The organism is Microbacterium sp. NPDC058389, assembly GCF_042722305.1.
GTDB lineage: Bacteria > Actinomycetota > Actinomycetes > Actinomycetales > Microbacteriaceae > Microbacterium.
Map to the genome: position 1 here is coordinate 170354 of NZ_JBHXJQ010000002.1, position 18035 is coordinate 188388.

The window sequence follows — 18035 nt, forward strand, 5'->3', positions numbered from 1 at the left end:
CGTCGTCAGGAACCGGTGCAGACGGTGAGCGAGATCTCGGAGTGCACCGGGACGTCGCCGGGCGGCAGCGACTGCGCCGACACCGTCGCCGGCGAGGTCGCCGGGCAGCCGGGGTCTTCCTGCGTCGTCACGGTGAGCCCGGCATCCTGCAGTTCGCGCGTCGCCGCATCGGCGGTGTAGCCGCGGACGTCCTTGATGGTCACGCGACCGGATGCGACGACGAGGTTCACGGTCGTCCCGGAGGCGACGGTCGAGCCGTCCTTCGGGTCGGCCGAGATCACGGTTCCCGCCGCGAGATCCTTGTCGTTCTGCGGGGTGATCGTGCCGAGCGCGAGCCCTGCATCCGTGATGGCCTGCGTGGCGGCATCCTGCGCCAGCCCCTGTAGGGTCGGCACGGTCGACATCTGCTGGCCGGACGAGACGTAGACCCTCACCTGCTGGTCGCGCGCCACCGAGGTGCCGGCCTCAGGATCGGTGCGGATCACATTGCCCTCCGCGACCTCGGAGCTCTCCTCGTCGACGCGGATGGCCCGAAGGTCCTCCTCGGCCAGGGCCTCGTTGGCGCTGTCGTACGTGAAGCCGGCCACATCCGGCACGCTGCGCACGCTCGGCGCCTCGACCGGCTGGATCGTCAGCACCCAGAACAGCAGCGAGATGAGCAGCACCGCGAGCACGGCCACGCCTGCCCAGATCCACGCGACCGGAGGGCCGGCCTGCGTGCGCTTCATCGTCGTGTCGGTGCTCAGCTGGCGCAACGACCGCGCGGTCTCGGCAGCCTGGCGCGGGTTCGGGCCGTACAGCTCGCTCGTGAGCGCGCCGACCTGCCGCTTCGTCGGCTGGCGGCCGTCGACGGTCGCGTCCAGCGCCTCGCGGAAGCTCGCGGCGTCCTGGTAGCGCTGGAAGGGGTCCTTGGCGAGGGCGCGCAGCGCGACCGCGTCGAGCGTGCGCGGGACGGTCTCGTTCACCTCGGACGGCGGTACCGGCGCCTCGCTGACGTGCTGGTACGCCACGGCGACGGGCGAGTCGCCCCGGAACGGCTGGCGGCCCGTCAGCAGCTCATACAGCACGACGCCGGTCGAGTAGAGGTCGGCTCGAGAGTCGACCGGCTCGCCCTTGGCCTGCTCAGGAGAGAAGTACGCGGCGGTCCCGAGGATCTGGGTCGTCTCGGCGACGGTCGACGAGCTGTCGGACACCGCGCGGGCGATGCCGAAGTCCATCACCTTGACCTGGCCGGCATCCGTCACCATGACGTTGCCCGGCTTGATGTCTCGGTGGACGACGCCGGCACGGTGCGAGTACTCGAGAGCCTCGAGGATGCCGTCGACATAGCGCACGGCATCTGTCACCGGCACCGGGCCCTCAGCGATGACGTCCTTGAGCAGGCGGCCCTTGACCAGTTCCATCACGATGAACGGGACGGGGCGGACGCGGCCGTCAGGGCCGGTCAGCGAGTCCTCCCCCGCGTCGTAGACGCGGACGATCGTCGGATGCGCCATGCGGGACGCGGCCTGCGCCTCGAGGCGGAATCGCGTACGGAACGCATTGTCGTCGGCGAGCTCGCGATCGAGGATCTTGATCGCGACGTCGCGACCGAGCGTCAGGTCATAGCCCTTGTAGACGCTCGCCATGCCGCCACGGCCGATGGGCTCGTCGATGCGGTAACGCCCCGAAAGCACATGCGGCTCAGCTGTCACGGTCACTCCTGCCTGGAACAACAGCCAGACTAGCCGAGGCTGAGCGGGTCCCGCGTCGCGCGGGACCCGCTCAGCGAGCTCACGGCTTCGGCAGAGCCCCGGCGGTCGCCGACGGCGACGGGATCGGCTCCGGGGTCGCGGTGATGACGCCGCTCGCCTCGGTCGACGTGCCGGTCGTCCGCTCGCCACCCGACCCGCCGCTGCACGTGACGGTGTAGGTGACGATGAGAGACGCGCCCGCCTTGCCGGTCACCTGGATGTCGCCGGAGCGCTCGTCAGGCCGGAACACCGCCGTGGACTGCCCGGTGACGGGGAACACGCCCTGGGTCGCCGTGAAGTTGTAGGCGCTGACGCTGCCTGTGCCCGACGGGCAGCTGTAGCCGCTCCACTGCACCGTGACCGTCGTACCCTCTTCGATCGGGCTCGACAGCGTCGGAGCCGCGGGCGGGTCCATCGGCACCTGGCCGGCGTAGACGGTCAGGTCGATCACCGTGGCGAACGGCACGTTGCCGGTGGGGGCGACGTCGTAGATCTTGCCCTCGCTCGCCGCGTCGGGCGCCGCATTGCCCTGCACGCAGCGCGTGGCGAACCCGAGGTCGTCGAGCGCCGCAGCCGCCGTGTCGCAGTCCTGGCCGACGTACGTCGCCTTGTCGACGTTCGCCGAAGTCGGTGTCGGAGACGACGAGGGTGAGGCACTCGCCGAGTGCGAAGGCGTCGACTTGGTCGGCTCAGGGCTGTCGCCCTGGTTGGCGACCACGGCCCAGATCGTTCCGATCAGGACGAGCAGCAGCAGGGCGATGAGCGCGATGAGCGGCCACGTCCACGGGCTGCGCTTCTTCTTCTCGGGGTTCTCCTCCGCGGCCGGCTCGCCGGGTGACGGCATGAGCTTGGTCGCGGCGGACGTGTCGCTCGCGCCGAGCAGCTGCGTGGCCGCCTCGCCGGCGACGACACCGCCGGCGATCGCGGGCACGGCGGCGGCGGCCGCCGCGACGTCCCCGCGGCGCAGCGCGGTGGCCGCGCGCGCGACCGCGGCGGCCGAGGCCGGGCGGTCCTCGGGCTTCTTGGCGATCATCGCCATCACGAGGTTCTGCACGGGTGCGGCGATCGTCGCCGGAAGCGGCGGCGGCTGCTCGTTGATCTGGGCCATCGCGATCGCGACCTGCGACTCGCCCGTGAACGGACGCTTGCCCGCCAGGCACTCGTACGCGACGATGCCGAGCGAGTAGATGTCGGTGGCCGGCGACGCCGGGTGCCCGGACGCCTGCTCGGGCGACAGGTACTGCACCGTGCCCATGACCTGACCGGTCGCGGTGAGCGGCACCTGGTCGGCGATGCGCGCGATGCCGAAGTCGGTGATCTTTACGCGGCCGTCGGGCGTGATCAGCAGGTTGCCCGGCTTGATGTCTCGATGCACGAGGCCCGCGGCATGCGCCGCCTGCAGTGCCGCCGACGTCTGCGCGACGATGTCGAGGGTCTTGTCGGTCGAGAGCGAGCCGTCGCGCTCGAGGATGGTCGACAGCGCCTCGCCCGGCACGAGTTCCATCACCAGGAACGCGCTGCCGTTCTCCTCGCCGTAGTCGAACACGCTGGCGATGCCCTCGTGGTTGACCAGGGCCGCGTGGCGGGCCTCGGCGCGGAAGCGCTCGAGGAAGCCCGGATCGCCCATGTACTCGTCTTTGAGGATCTTGATGGCGACGGTGCGACCGATGACGTGGTCGGTCGCCTCCCAGACCTCGCCCATGCCGCCGATCGCTATGCGCGAGTCGAGTTCGTAACGGCCGCCGAAGGTCACGCCCTGCGTCGGTCTCATTTGCCCAGCACCGCCTCCATGACCTTCTTCGCGATAGGAGCGGCGATCGTGTTGCCGCTGCCCGATTGTCCTTGCCCGCCGCCGTCTTCGACGACGACGGCAACGGCGACCTGCGGATTCTGTGCGGGCGCGAACCCGGTGAACCACAGCGTGTACGGATCGCCGGTGCCCATCTCCGCGGTACCCGTCTTTCCGGCCACGTCGACGCCGTCTATTCTTGCACCCGACGCAGCACCGTCACTGACATTGGCGACCATCATGGAGACCAGTTCATCGGCCAGCCTGCCATCCAGCGCCCGCCCGAACTCGGTGTCGTCGTAGGTCTTCTGCACCGAAAGGTCAGGACCGATCACGCGGTCCACCATGCGCGGGTTCATGACCACTCCTCCGTTCGCGATGCCGGCCGACACCATCGCCATCTGCAGCGGCGTCGCCGTGACCTGGCCCTGACCGAAGCCGCTGAGCGCGGTCTGGGCATCATCCTGGATCGTGCGGGGGTATCCCGACGGCGTCGAGGTCAGCGGGATGTCGAAGGACTGGTTGAACCCGTACTTCTCGGCCTCCTCGCGGATGGCCGTATCGCCGAGCTCCACCGCGAGCTCTGCGAACGGGATGTTGCAGCTCAGGCGGAGTGCATCCGCGATCGTCACCGTGTCGCCGGGTCCGCAGGCGCCGCCGCTGGCGTTGTGCACGATGCTGCTCGACTGCGGCAGCTGGTACTGCGCAGGATTCGGCAGCGTCGATTCGGGCGTGTAGTCCCCGGACGCGAGCGCGGCCGACGCCACGACGAGCTTGAACGTCGAGCCGGGCGGATTGACGTCGCCGTTGATCGCGCGGTCCGACAGCGGCTTGCCGGGATCGGCGAGCAGCTGGTCGTACGCCTCGTTGACGGCGTTGGTGTCGTGCGAGGCGAGCACGTTCGTGTCGTAGCTCGGTGACGTCACGAGCGCCAGCACCCGACCCGTGGACGGCTCGATCGCGATCACGGCGCCCTGCAAGGTGCCGAGCGCCTCGTAGGCGGCGCGCTGCACGTCCGCGTCGAGAGAGAGTACGACGTTCGACCCGCGCGGCGGCTGGCCGGTGAAGATGCGCTCGATGCGGGAGAAGAACTGGGATCCCGCGGTGCCGCTGAGCTCCTGGTTCATCGCCTGCTCGATGCCGGTCGCCGAGTTGAGTGCGGGGTTGATGTAGCCGGTCACGGGCGCCCACATGGCAGCATCCGTGTACACCCGCTGCCAGCTGTAGACGTCATCCGAAGGGACGGAGGACGCGATCGCCGAGCCGCTCGCGATGATCGAGCCGCGCTGCACCTCGTACGAGTCGTACAGCGAACGCTTGTTCGCCGGGTTCGCGGCCAGCTCGTCGGTCTGCACCACCTGGATCCAGCTCACCGAGCCGAACAGTGCGAGGAACATGACCAGCATCAGGATGCTGAGCCGCCGGAGTTCCTTGGTCACGAAGCACCTCCCCGCCGGGGAGCGCGCCGGCCGAATGCCGGTCCGTGAGCCTGTCGAAGGGTCGTCATGTCAGCCGATCACCACCCGGGGCCGGCTGCGGACGGCGTCCGAGATGCGCAGCAGCAGGGCGACGATGATCCAGTTGGCGACGAGTGACGAACCGCCGGCGGCGAGGAACGGTGTCGTCAGGCCGGTCAGCGGGATGAGGCGCGTGACACCGCCGACCATGATGAACACCTGCAGCGCGATCGTGAACGACAGCCCCGTCGCGAGCAGCTTGCCGAAGTCGTCCTGACCGGCCAGGCCGATGCGGATGCCGCGGCTCGTGAACACCATGTACAGGCACAGGATCGCGAACACGCCGATGAGGCCGAGCTCCTCGCCCAGTGCGGGCAGGATGTAGTCGCTCTCCGACACCGGCGTGAGGTACGGCCGGCCTTGACCCAGACCGGTGCCCAAGAGGCCGCCGTTGGCCATGCCGAAGATGCCGTTGACCAGCTGATAGCTGGCGCCGTCCATCAGGTCGGGGTTGAAGGCATCCAGCCAGATCGTGAACCGGTTGCCCACGTACGGCAGGAACCGGGATGCCACCCACGCGCCGCCCGCGGCGAGCACGACGCCGATGAGCACCCAGCTGGTCTTGCCGGTCGCGACGTAGAGCATCGCGACGAACATGCCGAAGATGAGCAGGCCGGTGCCGAGGTCGCGCTGCATCACGATGATGCCGAGCGAGACGAGCCAGATGACCAGCAGCGGGCCGAGCTCGCGCGCCCGCGGCCACGTGAGGCCGAGGAAGCGGGACCCCGTCGACGTGAGGCTCTCGCGCGTGCGGACGAGGTATCCGGCGAAGAAGATGCCGAGCGCGATCTTGGCGAGCTCGCCCGGCTGGAACGAGAAGAAGCCGAGCGACACCCACACGTCGGCGTTCGCATCGGTCCCCAGCCCCGGGATGACCGGCAGGATCAGCAGCACGATGCCGACGAGGCCGAAGATGTAGGTGTACCGGAACAGCACACGGTAGTTGCGCAGGAACATCACGACGAGGATCGCCGCCACGAGGGCGATCGCCGCCCACGCCAGCTGCCGCGTCGAGAACGCGTCCCACCCGTGGCGGTCGCGCGCGATGTCGATGCGGTAGATCATCGCCAGGCCGATGCCGGTGAGCAGGGTGGCGATCGGCACGACGAAGGGGTCGGCATCCCGTGCGCGCAGGCGCAGCAGGATGTGCAGGGCGATCACGAGGGCCGTGAGGCCGCCGCAGTAGACCAGGAATGTCCAGTCGATCGCGCCGAGGGCGCCCAGCTGCACGAGGGCGACGGCCGAGCCGTTGATGACGAACGCGAACACCAGCAGAGCCAGTTCGCGGTTGCGCTGGGTCTGCGGGACGCGGATGCGCCGCAGTGCGCGGATCACGGCGGTGTCGGCGGAGACACCGTCGGTGGGCGTCGTCACAGGCGCGCTCATCCGCTCCCTCCCGCCAGATCACTGATGTCGGCGACGATACGGCGTGCGTCTGCGAGAGAGCTCGCCGAGATCGTCCCCTCCACCGTCGCACGGGCGAAGTCCGACAGCGAATCGAGAGGGATCTCGGTGTCCTCGTACGGGGTCGACAGCGAGATCGGGCCGATGTTCTGCTGCACGCCCTGGTAGATCACCACGGTGTCCTCGTCGGCGCCCACGTAGTAGCGCGTCTGCGTCCACTGGTAGCCGAGCCACACGGCGCCCGAGATGAGCACGAGCACGAGGGCCAGGCCGACGATCCACCCGACGCGGCGGCGCCGCGACCGCCGGCGGTCCTCCTCGATGAGCTCCTCGAGGAACTCGGGCGCGGGCTCGAAGTGCGTCGGCTCGTTGGCCGCCTGCCTGTTGGGGTGCAGCCAGCTCGCGCGCCGCGGCGCGGCGGCAGGAACCTCGACACCGGCAGGATTGGACGCCGATCCGACGATCGTCGCCGTGCCCGAGAACACCGGGTGCTGGCCGCCGACGTCGACGATCACCATCGTGACGTTGTCGGGCGCGCCGCCGTCGAGCGCCTGCTTCAGCAGGATGTCGGCGGTGCGGCCGGGAGCCAGTCCCATGCCCAGCGCCTTGGCCGTATGGGCGTCGTCGACGACGCCCGAGAGGCCGTCCGAGCACAGCAGCCAGCGGTCGCCCGGCTGCGTCGGCATGATGAAGGTGTCGAGCTCGGGGTCGGGGTCCATGTCGCCCAGCACGCGCATGAGCACCGATCGGCGAGGGTGGTACCGCGCCTCCTCGGGCGTGATGCGGCCCGAGTCCACCAGACGCTGCACGAACGTGTGGTCGGTGGTGATCTGGGTCAGCGTGTCGTCGCGGTACAGGTAGATGCGGGAGTCGCCGATGTGCGCGATGACCGCATAGTCGTCCACCATGATCAGCGCGCTGACCGTCGTGCCCATGCCGGCGAGCTCGGGCCGCACGTGCACGGTGTCGATCAGGTCGACCGCCGCCTCCGAGATCGCGTCCCGCAGCGCCCTCTCGGCCGTCGAGGTCGTGTCGTAGGGCTTGTCGAGACCCTCCAGGCGGGCGATCGCGAGACTCGAAGCCACATCGCCGCCCGCGTGCCCGCCCATGCCGTCGGCGACGACGAACAGGTTCGATCCGGCGTACCCGGAGTCCTGGTTGTTGGAGCGGACCTTGCCGGTGTGCGAGATCGCGGTGCTCGAGCCCTGGAAGACCATGTGCGAGGGGTCCGCCCGCTACTTCCGCAGCTCGAAGGTCGTCGCGCCCACCTTGATCGGGGCGCCCACCTTGATCGGAACGGGCGAGGCCACGCGGGCGCCGTCGTGCCACGTGCCGTTCGTCGAATCCAGGTCCTGGATCATCCACTGCTCGCCCCACAGCACGAGGCGTGCGTGGTGGCTCGACGTGTAGTCGTCGCGGACGACGAGCCCGGACTCGCTGGAGCGCCCGATCGTCAGCGGCTCGTTGCCGAGCGGCAGTTCCAGGCCGGCCTTGGGCCCGCTCGTGATCACGATGCGCGACACCGTCGAGGTGGTGGCGGGACCGCCGTCCACGTGCGGAGCGGGTGCGGCGGGTGCGGCGACGGGCGCCGTGGCCGCCGAAGCGGCAGCCGCGGCAGCCGGTGCCGAAGCCCCGGACGCTCCCGCGGCGGCGGCATCCGGCATCCTGCGCACTTTCACGCCGAACAGGTCGGCGCGCAGCGAGTAGACCACCGCGAACACGAACGCCCACATCAGCACGAGGAAGCCGATGCGCAGCAGCAGGAGGGTGAGCTCGCTCATGCCAGCGGACCGCCTTCGCTGAGGTCGAATCGGCGTGTGGCGTCGTCGACGGGTGCCGGCGGCCGCGGTGCGGAGGCCTGCGCGACCACGCGGAACACGATGTCGGTGCGGCCGATGCGCACCGTCGCGTCGGGCGGCAGTGCCGCTTCGGTGATCTTGCGCCCGTCGAGCATGGTGCCGTTGGTGGAGTTCATGTCGCGCACCATGGCGCGCTCGCCGTCCCACAGGATCTCGACGTGCTTGCGGCTCGTGCCGGAGTCGGCCACCGTGATGTCGGCGTCGCTGCCCCGGCCGATGACCGTCCGTGCCTTCGTGAGCGGGATGCGGCGCCCTTCGACGTCGACGACCCCGCGCCATGCGACGCGGCCGCCCTGGGCGGTCGTCGACTCCACGCGCAGCGTGCCGGTGCCGAGCTGGTCGTCGCGGCGCAGCGTGATCGTGACGGGGCCCGCGAACGAGTACCCCTGCGCCTTGGCGTGCTTGTGGACGAGCGTGTCGAGCTCGTGCGTGAGTGCGTCGCCGAGGGCGGACATCCGCTCGTCGTCGGCGGCCGACAGGCGCACCGTGAACGTGTTCGGGGCCAGGATCCGGTCGCGGCTGACCACCGCGGCCTTCTTGTCGAGTTCGCTCCGCAGGGCCGAGGCGATCTCGACCGGCTGGATGCCGCTGCGGAAGGTCTTCGCGAACGCGCTGTTCACAGCGCGTTCGAGACCTTTCTCGAAGCTGTCAAGTAGTCCCACGGAGCTCCTCTTGAGGGGGATGCCGGTTGCTACATGCTAATTGCACAGTCTGTCCGCACGATGGATCGTCTGCCCGATCAGCCGAGTTCGGCGTCACGCGGATCGCGTGATATCCTCGGGAAGTTGAGTTTCGCGGATCTTCGGATCCACGACTCGCGCGAGTGGCGGAATAGGCAGACGCGCTGGCTTCAGGTGCCAGTGCCCGAAAGGGCGTGGGGGTTCAACTCCCCCCTCGCGCACAGAAGGCCCTGTTCGTGAATACGAGCAGAGCTCTCAGCAAATTGAAGAAAGAAGCCGGTCGGAGGCGAAAACCTCCGACCGGCTTCTTCGTTTCAGCCCCAGTTCGGCCGCTCAGTTCCCGAGAGCAGCGCCGGCCGCCCACTGGGCCAGCACGAGTAGCCCCTTTCGGGGCTGCTCGTTCGGCGTGTTCGGTTCGGAGGCGGGTTCCCGCGCTAGAGGTTCAGCTGCGTCGCGGTTGCGGGGTGCTCGAGGCGGTTTCCGTGTTCGTCTCGACGTCGTCGAGCGCGGAGCTGCTTAGGTGAGAGCACCTGCTTGGCTGCGGCTGTCACGAACGTGACGATTCGGCGCATGTTGGTGACCGCGGCCGCGGCGCCGACGGCAAGAGCCTGAAAGGCGTAACCGCGAGGGCGTCGCTTGTCGGCGGCGCCTAGGTTGGCGTGCGCGTCGTCCTTCATGTACCGGTTGTTGCCTTCGACGTGGCTGCGCAGCCCGTACCACTCGGTCCACTTCTTGCTGCGGAACTCGTGGGCTTGCAGGTGCTTGATGATCGCCATGGACTCGCGGCTGTCGGGGTGCAGGGTGATGCTGCCCCCGCTCAGCTTTGGGCGTACCCGCTTCCCGGTGGCGGGGTCGAAGCACATGAGCTTGTTGACGTCGGGGTAGGTGAAGCGCTGCCGACCCTCGTTATCGGGGTGACCGTGAGGTTTGAGACGGTAGGGGGTTCGTGCGGCCAGCCGTGCGTTGTAGGTGTCCTCGTCGATGCGGCGCGCCTTGTAGTCGATGGTGGCGTTGATGAGCGGTTCGGGCATCCACTTCACGTAGAGGCTGCCGTCGACGAGGATCGCGTCGGCGATCGCGCCCTGCTTGCCGCTCTTTGCGTCCTTCCGGTACTGGAAGTTGTAGAGGTTGCGGAATCCCATTGTGCGTGTCGGGTGCTGGAACCGGTGCGCCTTGAGGCCGTTGTAGGCGCGGTCGACCATCAGGTAGCCACGCTCGTCGAACAGTTGTGCATGGAACTTCACGGCGATGAGTGGGCCGTGCTTGATTTTGCCTGGCGGGTGCATGGTGAGCCCGGTGGTGAGGATCGGGAAGCTGTCTGCCTGTCCTGGGGCATTGGGGACGGTGACGACGGTTTCTGCTTCCCAGCCGGCTAGGTCCTTGCGCTTTCCCTTGCCCTGGTGGTTTCCGTCGCGCGTGTAGGGGCCGCTCATCGCGTCGAGGTTGATGCGGTCATTGTCGAGGTCGGAAACACGGCGATTGGGCCGTCCGGCGATGCGAATCAGTGTCGCGTCGATGGCGATGTTCCCTCGGTACGTCGCGCGGATGTCGGCGGGGAGGCGCCGGACGGAAGCATGGATGAGCCGGTTCATGAGCTCGTCCATCCGGTCACGCCGTTTCTGACTGTACGTCTCGAGGGCGCGTCGATACGCCGCGGCGCTGAGGAACGTGTTTCGGGGGACCTCCCACGGGCTGGTGAGGGCGAGGATGCGGTTGAGGGACCGCCAGTAGCGGATGTACCACTCCTGCTGCGTGCCGTCGGCGACGGTGATGCCGAGGTACGCGAAGGCCTCGGGGGTGAGACGGGCGAACAGAGTCTTCGCGACGTCGTGGTAGCGGTTGCTGCCGGCATCGGTGTGCATGAGGTGCAGGATGAGCAGCGCGCGGAATGGGATGTGCGGCTTGCGTCCCGCGTTCGACTTGCGGTCTTCCGCCGCCCAGCGCTCCAGAGCCTCGACAGCCCCCGACTCGTCGACCAGGCGGCCGTAGAGCTGGACGTGGGCGAGTGAGGTCGGACCTACGGCGCGGACACGTTCGTACTGTTCGAGGGTGTAGCCGGTGGCTTCGCGCATGCGGGTGTCGAACAGGTCCGCTGCGGCTGCCTGCTTCGGGGTCACGCGTTGTCCTCCGAGCGGAAGATGCGGCGGTACTCCGTCTCGCTGCGGTAGTCGATGTGCTCCAGGAGTTGTGGGAGGTGACCCATCTTGGATACGCCGACAGCGCGGAACAGGTCCTTCATGGGGACGCCGACCGTGAGGTGGTGGGTCAGCCAGGTGTGCCGCAGCCGGTCGGCGCGAGGCGGGTCGCCGTGCGTGCGCTCCGTAAATGCGGAGGTGAGGTTGTGGAAGCTGCTACGGGTGACCGGACCCCACAGCGACGCGCCGCGTGGGCGCCGCTCCAGCAGCACGATCATCCACTCCTCCCATTCGGCGAGGAGCGGTACCTCCCGCCGGCCATCCTCGGCGTCGATGACCAAGAGGATGCCGTCCTCGTCAACGGTCACGTGGTGGTGGTAGATGAAGGGGATTTCGCGTGGGCGCACGCCGGCGCCAGCGCAGAGGACGAGCATCAGCATGGCGCGGTCCCGCTTGTCTGGTGTCAGCTGGTCGCCCGCCCAGGTCCGGAACTTGGCCATCTCCTCACGGGTGTACGGCTCCGCGGTGTCCTTCCCGCTGAGGGACGCTGTCCGCTCGGGGTGCTGCTCGGGTAGGAGCACTTCGCTGATGCGAATCAGCAGTGCCCGGTAGTTCCGTCGAGTCCCTTCCTTGAGCTCGCTATGGACGGTGCTCACGTACAGCTCGATCGCGCGAACGCTCCAGATCACCTCGGCGTCGAGAGGCCAGCCCTGGTCGCGTACGCACCAGGTGACGAAGTGCGCCGCGCGCCGGACCATGAGCTTTGCCGCGTACGCGGTGTGAGGCGCAGCCACCGAGACTGCGTCGCGCACGAAGCTGTCGACAGCGGGATCGTCCATTGCAGCATCCGGAGTCTTCTCGCTCAGCACCACGGCCAGTGCGGTAGGCGGCAGCGTGGCATAGCTGCACCGGGCGAGCACCTTCTTGACCTTGGTGGGGAGGTTCGGCGTGCGGAACAGCCCGAGGAATTCGAGGAGGATTTCGGCGAAGCCGCGGGCCCACTCGGTGTCACCCCAGCGGGTGATGCGGTTGAGGTAGGTGAGGTCGGTTTCATTGTCCATGTCACCTCCCATGCACTCCGTCGTGAGCTACAGGAGGGGCGTGCGTTTAGAATTCTGCCTTGGGTGGAAAACCATCCATCTGTGTGGGAAATATCACGCATTCAGGTTGGTCTGATGCGTGCGGAATGGGGGACGTGAACGTGGCGTATCGACCTGGGATGGCGTTCGAACCACGAAGCGTTGTGAGCCCGCGAAGTGCGTTCGGCGATGTAAGCCAGACACTGGCGCCTGTGGACGGTGTTGAGCCCACCGACCACCGGTATCGGGGTGCACTGTTGCAGCATCGGCTCGCGAACCTGGTCCGCGAAGAGCTCCGGATCTCGGGGACGAGCCTGCCTGCGTTCTTGGACCAGATCGGCGACCTGCCCGGTCTCAGCAAGGATCGCCAGCGCAGGATGCTGCGCGGGGAGAGCAGTGCGACATATGCGGACCTGGCGTTTTGGGCGGGGCACTTTCCGAGGATTGCGGCGCAGCTGGCGGCATACCTTGCGTCATGGGCCGAGCCGACCGTGACAGCCGTCCCCGCGTCGAAAGCACCGCCGACTGTCCTGCGGCGGGCGCGGCCGCCGATGCGCAGCTGATTCGACATCGTCGCGTCCACCTCCAAACGCAGAGCATCAGAACGAGAAGGTGGGTTCCAGGCCCATGCTGTGCGCAGGCCGTGGCCATGGATCGATGTCGTCGACTGACATCGTCGTCAGGTCGACCAAGACGAGGTTTCCTGGCTGACCGTCCATAGCGAGCGACTCCACCCGGAGCATCGAGCTGTCGATCACCTGTGCGGCCGAGTCCCGGCAGTGGTAATGGCCGTGAAGGTGCAGTGACGGCCTGGTCCCGGTGAGCACGGCAGTGACCAATTCTCGGCTGTAGCTGCTGTACGCCCGGGCGGCAGGAGACCGTCCGGTCTCGCGCCGCGTCAGGATCTTTCGGATGCCCGGGCCGTGGAGTGCTCCTGTGTCGTGCGTCAGCAGGACGTCCACCTGCCCGCTAGAGGCCGCTTCCTCAGCAGCTGTCACCGACGGGAGTTCGGACGGCCACCAGACCTTCCCCGGGACCCGCTCCGAGAAGTCGAGGCTTGCGGCACCTCCGAAGCTCAGAAGCGATCGGTTCCTGATCGTAAAGCGGAACCCTCGGGGCAGCACCCATACGGAGCTGCTTGCGCGCACCGCGTGGCCTGGCTCGGCGTCGAACAATGCGGCAAGGTCGGACCAGTCCTCATGGTTGCCGGGGGTGACCAGGATGCGCTTGATGCCTGGCTCCTTCGCGGACCGTCGCGTGCTCGCAACCCAGTAGTCCACGTCGGCGAGCAGGTCGTCGCTCTCCTGTGGCCAGAAGCCGAAGTCACCGAGGTGCAGCATCGTCCGCGCACCGGTGCGCGCTGCCGCAGGTATCGCTTGCGCGATCCAGCCCCGGTTGCCATGCCAGTCGCCGGCGACAACCACGCTCGGTTCCTTCAGATGGATTGTCGAGGCGACTTCACGGGCGGTCATTGCCATCGCAGGCTCCCGTCGACAGTGCGGCGAGAGACTCAGCGCACGGATCGAGACGGTCGTATCCGTTTGTGCTTCCCAACATGCCCGCCTCCTTTGCGTGGATGCAGGAGATCAGGTGTCTGATGGTAGACCATATTTAGTTGACCATACAAGTAAGGTATTCTAAATAAGGTCAACGGAGAAGGTCATGTTATGTGGGATCAAGCAAGCGCGTCCCGCTTGGGGGACAGCGTTCGTCGTCACCGGCTGGAGCGCGGACTGCCCGAGGAGACTCTTGCCACGCTGGCGGGCATAACGGCGAGCGAACTCGAACTCATCGAGGCCGGCGTCGTCGAGAGCGCAAAAGGCGAGCCGGAACCTTCCAACCCTCGGCTGTGGACACTGACCGCGTTGGCCCGCGCAATGGGTACCACGGTCGCCGAACTCCTCGCGGACGCCGAGTTGTAAGCGTCGCGAACTGGTGCGACGCCGCGCATGAACCGCGTATGGAAACGACCACAGGAACTCTGTCCGATTGTCAGCCGCCGACCCATGCCGGGCAGATCGGCTTGTTGCTGCTAGAGCCGGCGGAGAGTCTGACGCCGGATCAACGCGAGTCGCTTCGGTACTACCGGGCAGCCGACGACGTCCTGCTCGGTCTCAAAACGAACACCGCTCCTCACCGGTGGGCAGCGATGGCGATGCGGATCGGCTGGATCGCGCGTCAGCTTGGCCGCCTGCCAGTGTTGACTGACCCTGGTGTCACAGAGGTCGAGCTCGAGTGGATCGAGGTGCAGCGGCATGCCGAGTTGAACTCGTTCCAGCAAGCCCGCCTCAGGGACATCGTGGGCTGGCACGACGAGGCGCCGCGCTGAGCGGCGGGACCACCCACCCTCGACCTGTGTTGCCCGATGCTTGCACCTGCCCCAAGGGCAGCCCATAGCTTGGTCGCATGCTGACAACCGGCCAGATCGCATCTCACGCTGAGCTATCCGAGAAGGCAGTGCGCCTGTACACGGACAAAGGACTGCTGACGGCGCGCCGCGACGAGATGAACCGGCGCGTGTACGAGAGCACGCAAACAGAACGGGCACGGCGCATCGCGCTCCTTCGCGGCCTTGATCTCTCACTGACGGATGTACGGGCCGTTCTCGACGCCGACGACATCATCCAGGCGTTCGATGAGGTTTGGGCCGTGCGCCGGACTGCCGCAGTGCAGATGGATCTGGCCGGCGAGCATGCACGTGACGCATTGGCTGGGCGATCCAAGCTGCAGCACGGGCTGGAGCTGCGCAGCCGCGAGACTCCGGACAGGGCAGTTCTTCGCGTAGGCGGCGAAGTGGTCCTCTCAGACATCCCGCGGGTGCTTCCCTCGCTGGCAGAGCGCTTGCTTGCGGCTCTGGGTGAGGCCGATGCGCCCGTCACCGGTCCGCTCTTCGTCGAGTACTGTGCCAGAGCCGTCGAGACCTTCCCTGCCACGCTCCGCGTCTGTGCTCCCTTTGGTGGCCGGATCTCACCGCGGTCCGACATGGAGATCGTCCTTGATCCCGCTCACACGGAGGTATTCGTCGCCCTCCAACAGGCCCAGGCAACCGACCAAGCGCTCGTCGTCGCGGTTCATGACCACCTGTCCTTCCTTCACGGTGCGAACCGGACTGGACCGAACCGGGAGATCTATTACCCAACCTTCGGAACTGGGGTCACCGGCGATGTCATGGACATTGCGATCCCCGTGTCGCCGACCACAGCTTGAGACTCCGCCGCCTGCTGCTTGATCGCTGAAGGCAGAGTCACCCTGGTGACGTCGCCCTGGCCGGCACAACGAGCGAAGGCTCTTTGTGTGTCACGCTCGCCTGGAGAGAACAACGTCCGGCCGTATTAAACGGACCATACGCAAAGGGTTTTCTTAGACAGGTCTAATTGACATGCTTGTGGTGATGTGGGACCAGGAGAGCTCGGCACGACTCGGCGACGTTATCCGGCGCCTTCGCGGTGAACGCGGGCTCTCTCAGGAGTCCCTCGCACACCAAGCCGGGATAACCAAGAATCAGCTGCAACTCATCGAAGCTGGCCGCGCGTCGGGGGCATCCGACAAGCCGGGGCCATCGAATCCGAAGCTGTCTACGCTGAGTGGACTTGCCAGCGTCCTCAACCTCACCGTTGCGGAATTGCTCACCGCCGCACAGGTGTAGTCGCGTCCGAACCGGTGCACAGGTGCCAGAGGCGCCCGCGCCGACGGTGTTCGTGCGCATGCCTCGGCGTCAATCAACTTCGGCAGGCGGAGCTTTCGAAGGGCTCGGCTGACCGAACAGTCCACGGACGAGGGAGCCGACCACGAAGAACGGATGAACCGCCAACGCGGCGATGAGAGCGATAGCGACCGGGGTCTCCAGTTCGAACCAGCCGAGCCCGAGGCACACCACCAGCAACGCAACGCCGATGAGGGCGCTGGCGACACCGCAGAGCAAGAAGGTGACGACTTTCTCACGGTGGTTGTTCTCGATCCGCAGCCGGCGAGCGACTTCGTGTGTCGCGGCAGCGGCATTCTCCCGCCGGGCATCCGCTGCGGGAACATGCTCAGGCATGGATGACCTCGCTAGCGGTCAGCGCCAGGTCCTCGATGCGCGAGTCGATGGCGCCGACGGTCACTGCGAACACCCGCGCGATCTGCCCCGGCGTGAGGTCGTCCGCCTGGAGCCGGCGGAGCTCGGCTTCGGGGATGAGCAGCGCCCGCGCGAACTCATCCGCGAAGACCTCGAGGCCCCCGGACACCAACTCGAGTGTGTCGACGAACTCGTACTCGTTCTCGTTCCCTGCCAGGACGCTCTCGACAATGTGACCGAGCTCGTGCGCCCATGTGAAGCGCCGCCGTGCGGCGCTGTGGGTGGAGTTCAGCGCGATGCGGGGGTCGCCAAACGGCTCCTTCGTCACCAATCCCGTGAGCAGCGAGCCCAAGTCGGCTTCGTACTTGTGCGCACCGATCGCCACGCTCATCTCGGTGAGTCGGACGGGTAGTGAACCGTCCCAGTGCGCATGCAGCAGCCGGGATGCTTCTCGCCTCGCGTCCATCCGGATCTTCTCGCCCATCTCGTCCTCTCCTCGCCTCAGCGGTTGTCAGCTATCACCCTGCGGCGACTGTGTCGCGTGGCCTGACGCGAGGCCCGTTCGCACTCAACTTGGAGGCGAGGCGCATCTGAGGGCCCACGCGCTGGGAGGCCAGTCGATCAACCCCGAGGGGTTCGGGACGCTGTGCATCGGCTCACAGGCACCACTGGCTTCTCGAGCGCCGACTGCGTGATCAGGCCCACTCAGCGCGGCTTCTCGAGCTCAGTGAGCTGCTCCAGCCCAGGAAAACCAAGTCCTGCCCAGGTCACCTGGGCTGGAGTTTGCCCAGTGTTTTCAAGGGATCGAGGGGCCCTGCCCAGTTTGCCAAGTAGTAGTTGTCTTACATGAGAAGAAAAAGTAAGTAGTAGAGAAAGGGCCTAAGGATCACTTTTTCCTCTTATGGATAGCTGTTCCGCGCTTGGCATCCTGGGCTGGAGGACGATTTCTGCCCACTGATCTGCGGAAACGATCCGTTTTGACCTTGGCATCGGGCTTGGCAGCACCTGGATTCTGCCCAGTTTCCGATGAGACTCGATGATCCGAAGCCGACGAGACCCGACGTGCCGCAGGGTATGCAGGGAGAAGATAGCGAGGCGCCGCCCGCTTGACCGCAGCGACCGGAAGGAAGGAACGAGGCCCCCACGACGCGGACGCGTGTCCATCGGCTAGTCCGCCGGCGCCACCAGAGGCCACAGCAGCGTGGCAACCTTGCTCGCCAACTCGAAGCGGGACACCGTCTCGCCTACGAGCACGTCGCTCAGATACGCCCCCAAGCAGGTTCGCAGCAGGGTCTCCACATCGATCTCGGCACGCAACTTCTCTTGCTCTTGGAGCACGCGGATGCCGTCGCGGAAGTCGTCCACGCGCGGGCCTACGCCGTACATGCTCATCGCCTCCAACAGCTCCGGCTGGCGGTCGCTCTCTGCGAGAACGCCGCCGAACAGGCTCAGCGCACGGGGATCGATTCGGCGTGGGTCGAGTCGGCAGATGAGAGATTCGAATCCACCCCGACCGCTCATCTCATCGAGTTCGAGTGGGGCCAGGGTGGCGCGCTGCTTGTCGTAGCCGTCTCGAAGGGCGGCATGTACGAGTTCGTCTTTGCCTCGCCACCGCCGGTAAACAGCCGGTCGACTGGTTCCTGCCGCGGCTGCGATATCTGTCAGTGAGAGGGCGGCGTATCCATGATCGAGCAGCTGGCTCCGCGTCGCATCGAGGATGGCCTCTTCGATCTCCGGATCGCGCGGCCTCCCAGCACGACCCGGCGTTGTCGATTCGTTCAT

The 18035-nt window shown here is 67.1% G+C and carries 18 protein-coding genes and 1 tRNA gene; 6 read left to right on the forward strand and 13 right to left on the reverse strand.

Going from position 1 to position 18035, the window contains the following annotated elements:
• Positions 1 to 5: 5 nt before the first annotated feature.
• From pknB to ACFWJ8_RS03660, 7 genes are all read right to left on the reverse strand, one after another.
• On the reverse strand, positions 6 to 1694 hold the full coding sequence (pknB, locus tag ACFWJ8_RS03630) for a Stk1 family PASTA domain-containing Ser/Thr kinase (RefSeq protein ID WP_378809047.1): 1689 nt from the start codon (positions 1692 to 1694) through the stop codon (positions 6 to 8).
• A 79-nt stretch (positions 1695 to 1773) separates the two neighbouring features.
• On the reverse strand, positions 1774 to 3504 hold the full coding sequence (locus tag ACFWJ8_RS03635) for a serine/threonine-protein kinase (RefSeq protein ID WP_378809050.1): 1731 nt from the start codon (positions 3502 to 3504) through the stop codon (positions 1774 to 1776).
• Positions 3501 to 4961 carry a peptidoglycan D,D-transpeptidase FtsI family protein gene (locus ACFWJ8_RS03640; protein WP_378809053.1) on the reverse strand — a complete coding sequence of 487 codons (1461 nt, stop codon included), beginning with the start codon at positions 4959 to 4961 and terminating at the stop codon, positions 3501 to 3503. The genes ACFWJ8_RS03635 and ACFWJ8_RS03640 overlap by 4 nt, the downstream gene beginning before the upstream one ends.
• Positions 4962 to 5030: 69 nt before the next feature.
• Positions 5031 to 6413 (reverse strand): FtsW/RodA/SpoVE family cell cycle protein, encoded by a 1383-nt coding sequence (locus ACFWJ8_RS03645; protein ID WP_378809056.1) that lies wholly within the window; start codon positions 6411 to 6413, stop codon positions 5031 to 5033.
• Between the two features lie 8 nt (positions 6414 to 6421).
• Positions 6422 to 7660 carry a PP2C family protein-serine/threonine phosphatase gene (locus ACFWJ8_RS03650; protein ID WP_378809058.1) on the reverse strand — a complete coding sequence of 413 codons (1239 nt, stop codon included), beginning with the start codon at positions 7658 to 7660 and terminating at the stop codon, positions 6422 to 6424.
• Between the two features lie 18 nt (positions 7661 to 7678).
• Entirely contained in the window at positions 7679 to 8224 is a 546-nt protein-coding gene (locus ACFWJ8_RS03655) for an FHA domain-containing protein (protein ID WP_378809061.1), read from the reverse strand.
• The gene (locus ACFWJ8_RS03660; RefSeq protein ID WP_378809063.1) at positions 8221 to 8964 is read right to left on the reverse strand and encodes an FhaA domain-containing protein; all 744 of its coding nucleotides are present in this window, start codon (positions 8962 to 8964) and stop codon (positions 8221 to 8223) included. The genes ACFWJ8_RS03655 and ACFWJ8_RS03660 overlap by 4 nt, the downstream gene beginning before the upstream one ends.
• A gap of 155 nt (positions 8965 to 9119) precedes the next feature.
• On the opposite strand from ACFWJ8_RS03660, the gene ACFWJ8_RS03665 reads away from it, so the two are divergent.
• A tRNA-Leu gene (locus tag ACFWJ8_RS03665) sits at positions 9120 to 9203 on the forward strand.
• 213 nt (positions 9204 to 9416) lie between these two features.
• Here ACFWJ8_RS03665 and ACFWJ8_RS03670 read toward each other — a convergent pair.
• On the reverse strand, positions 9417 to 11099 hold the full coding sequence (locus tag ACFWJ8_RS03670; RefSeq protein ID WP_378809066.1) for a hypothetical protein: 1683 nt from the start codon (positions 11097 to 11099) through the stop codon (positions 9417 to 9419).
• The gene (locus tag ACFWJ8_RS03675; RefSeq protein ID WP_378809068.1) at positions 11096 to 12178 is read right to left on the reverse strand and encodes a hypothetical protein; all 1083 of its coding nucleotides are present in this window, start codon (positions 12176 to 12178) and stop codon (positions 11096 to 11098) included. The genes ACFWJ8_RS03670 and ACFWJ8_RS03675 overlap by 4 nt, the downstream gene beginning before the upstream one ends.
• Positions 12179 to 12336: 158 nt before the next feature.
• Here ACFWJ8_RS03675 and ACFWJ8_RS03680 point away from each other — a divergent pair, with 158 nt between their 5' ends.
• The gene (locus ACFWJ8_RS03680) at positions 12337 to 12759 is read left to right on the forward strand and encodes a hypothetical protein (protein WP_378809070.1); all 423 of its coding nucleotides are present in this window, start codon (positions 12337 to 12339) and stop codon (positions 12757 to 12759) included.
• A gap of 36 nt (positions 12760 to 12795) precedes the next feature.
• On the opposite strand, the gene ACFWJ8_RS03685 is transcribed toward ACFWJ8_RS03680, so the two are convergent.
• Positions 12796 to 13668 (reverse strand): metallophosphoesterase, encoded by an 873-nt coding sequence (locus ACFWJ8_RS03685; protein WP_378809072.1) that lies wholly within the window; start codon positions 13666 to 13668, stop codon positions 12796 to 12798.
• 195 nt (positions 13669 to 13863) lie between these two features.
• Here ACFWJ8_RS03685 and ACFWJ8_RS03690 point away from each other — a divergent pair, with 195 nt between their 5' ends.
• From ACFWJ8_RS03690 to ACFWJ8_RS03705, 4 genes are all read left to right on the forward strand, one after another.
• A complete protein-coding gene (locus ACFWJ8_RS03690; RefSeq protein WP_378809074.1) occupies positions 13864 to 14118 on the forward strand; it encodes a helix-turn-helix domain-containing protein in 255 nt (84 codons plus the stop codon).
• Positions 14119 to 14156: 38 nt separating this feature from the next.
• Entirely contained in the window at positions 14157 to 14525 is a 369-nt protein-coding gene (locus ACFWJ8_RS03695) for a hypothetical protein (RefSeq protein ID WP_378809076.1), read from the forward strand.
• A gap of 77 nt (positions 14526 to 14602) precedes the next feature.
• Entirely contained in the window at positions 14603 to 15403 is an 801-nt protein-coding gene (locus ACFWJ8_RS03700) for a MerR family transcriptional regulator (protein ID WP_378809078.1), read from the forward strand.
• 184 nt (positions 15404 to 15587) lie between these two features.
• A complete protein-coding gene (locus ACFWJ8_RS03705) occupies positions 15588 to 15842 on the forward strand; it encodes a helix-turn-helix domain-containing protein (protein ID WP_378809080.1) in 255 nt (84 codons plus the stop codon).
• Positions 15843 to 15911: 69 nt separating this feature from the next.
• Here ACFWJ8_RS03705 and ACFWJ8_RS03710 read toward each other — a convergent pair whose 3' ends face one another.
• The 3 genes from ACFWJ8_RS03710 to ACFWJ8_RS03720 all read right to left on the reverse strand — a co-directional run bounded on the left by ACFWJ8_RS03710 (position 15912) and on the right by ACFWJ8_RS03720 (position 18035).
• Complete coding sequence (locus ACFWJ8_RS03710) at positions 15912 to 16235, reverse strand: hypothetical protein (protein ID WP_378809082.1); 324 nt, start codon at positions 16233 to 16235, stop codon at positions 15912 to 15914.
• Positions 16228 to 16737: an ImmA/IrrE family metallo-endopeptidase gene (locus ACFWJ8_RS03715; RefSeq protein WP_378809084.1), complete on the reverse strand. Its 510-nt coding sequence runs from the start codon at positions 16735 to 16737 to the stop codon at positions 16228 to 16230. The genes ACFWJ8_RS03710 and ACFWJ8_RS03715 overlap by 8 nt, the downstream gene beginning before the upstream one ends.
• Before the next feature lie 683 nt (positions 16738 to 17420).
• A complete protein-coding gene (locus ACFWJ8_RS03720) occupies positions 17421 to 18035 on the reverse strand; it encodes a TetR/AcrR family transcriptional regulator (protein WP_378809086.1) in 615 nt (204 codons plus the stop codon).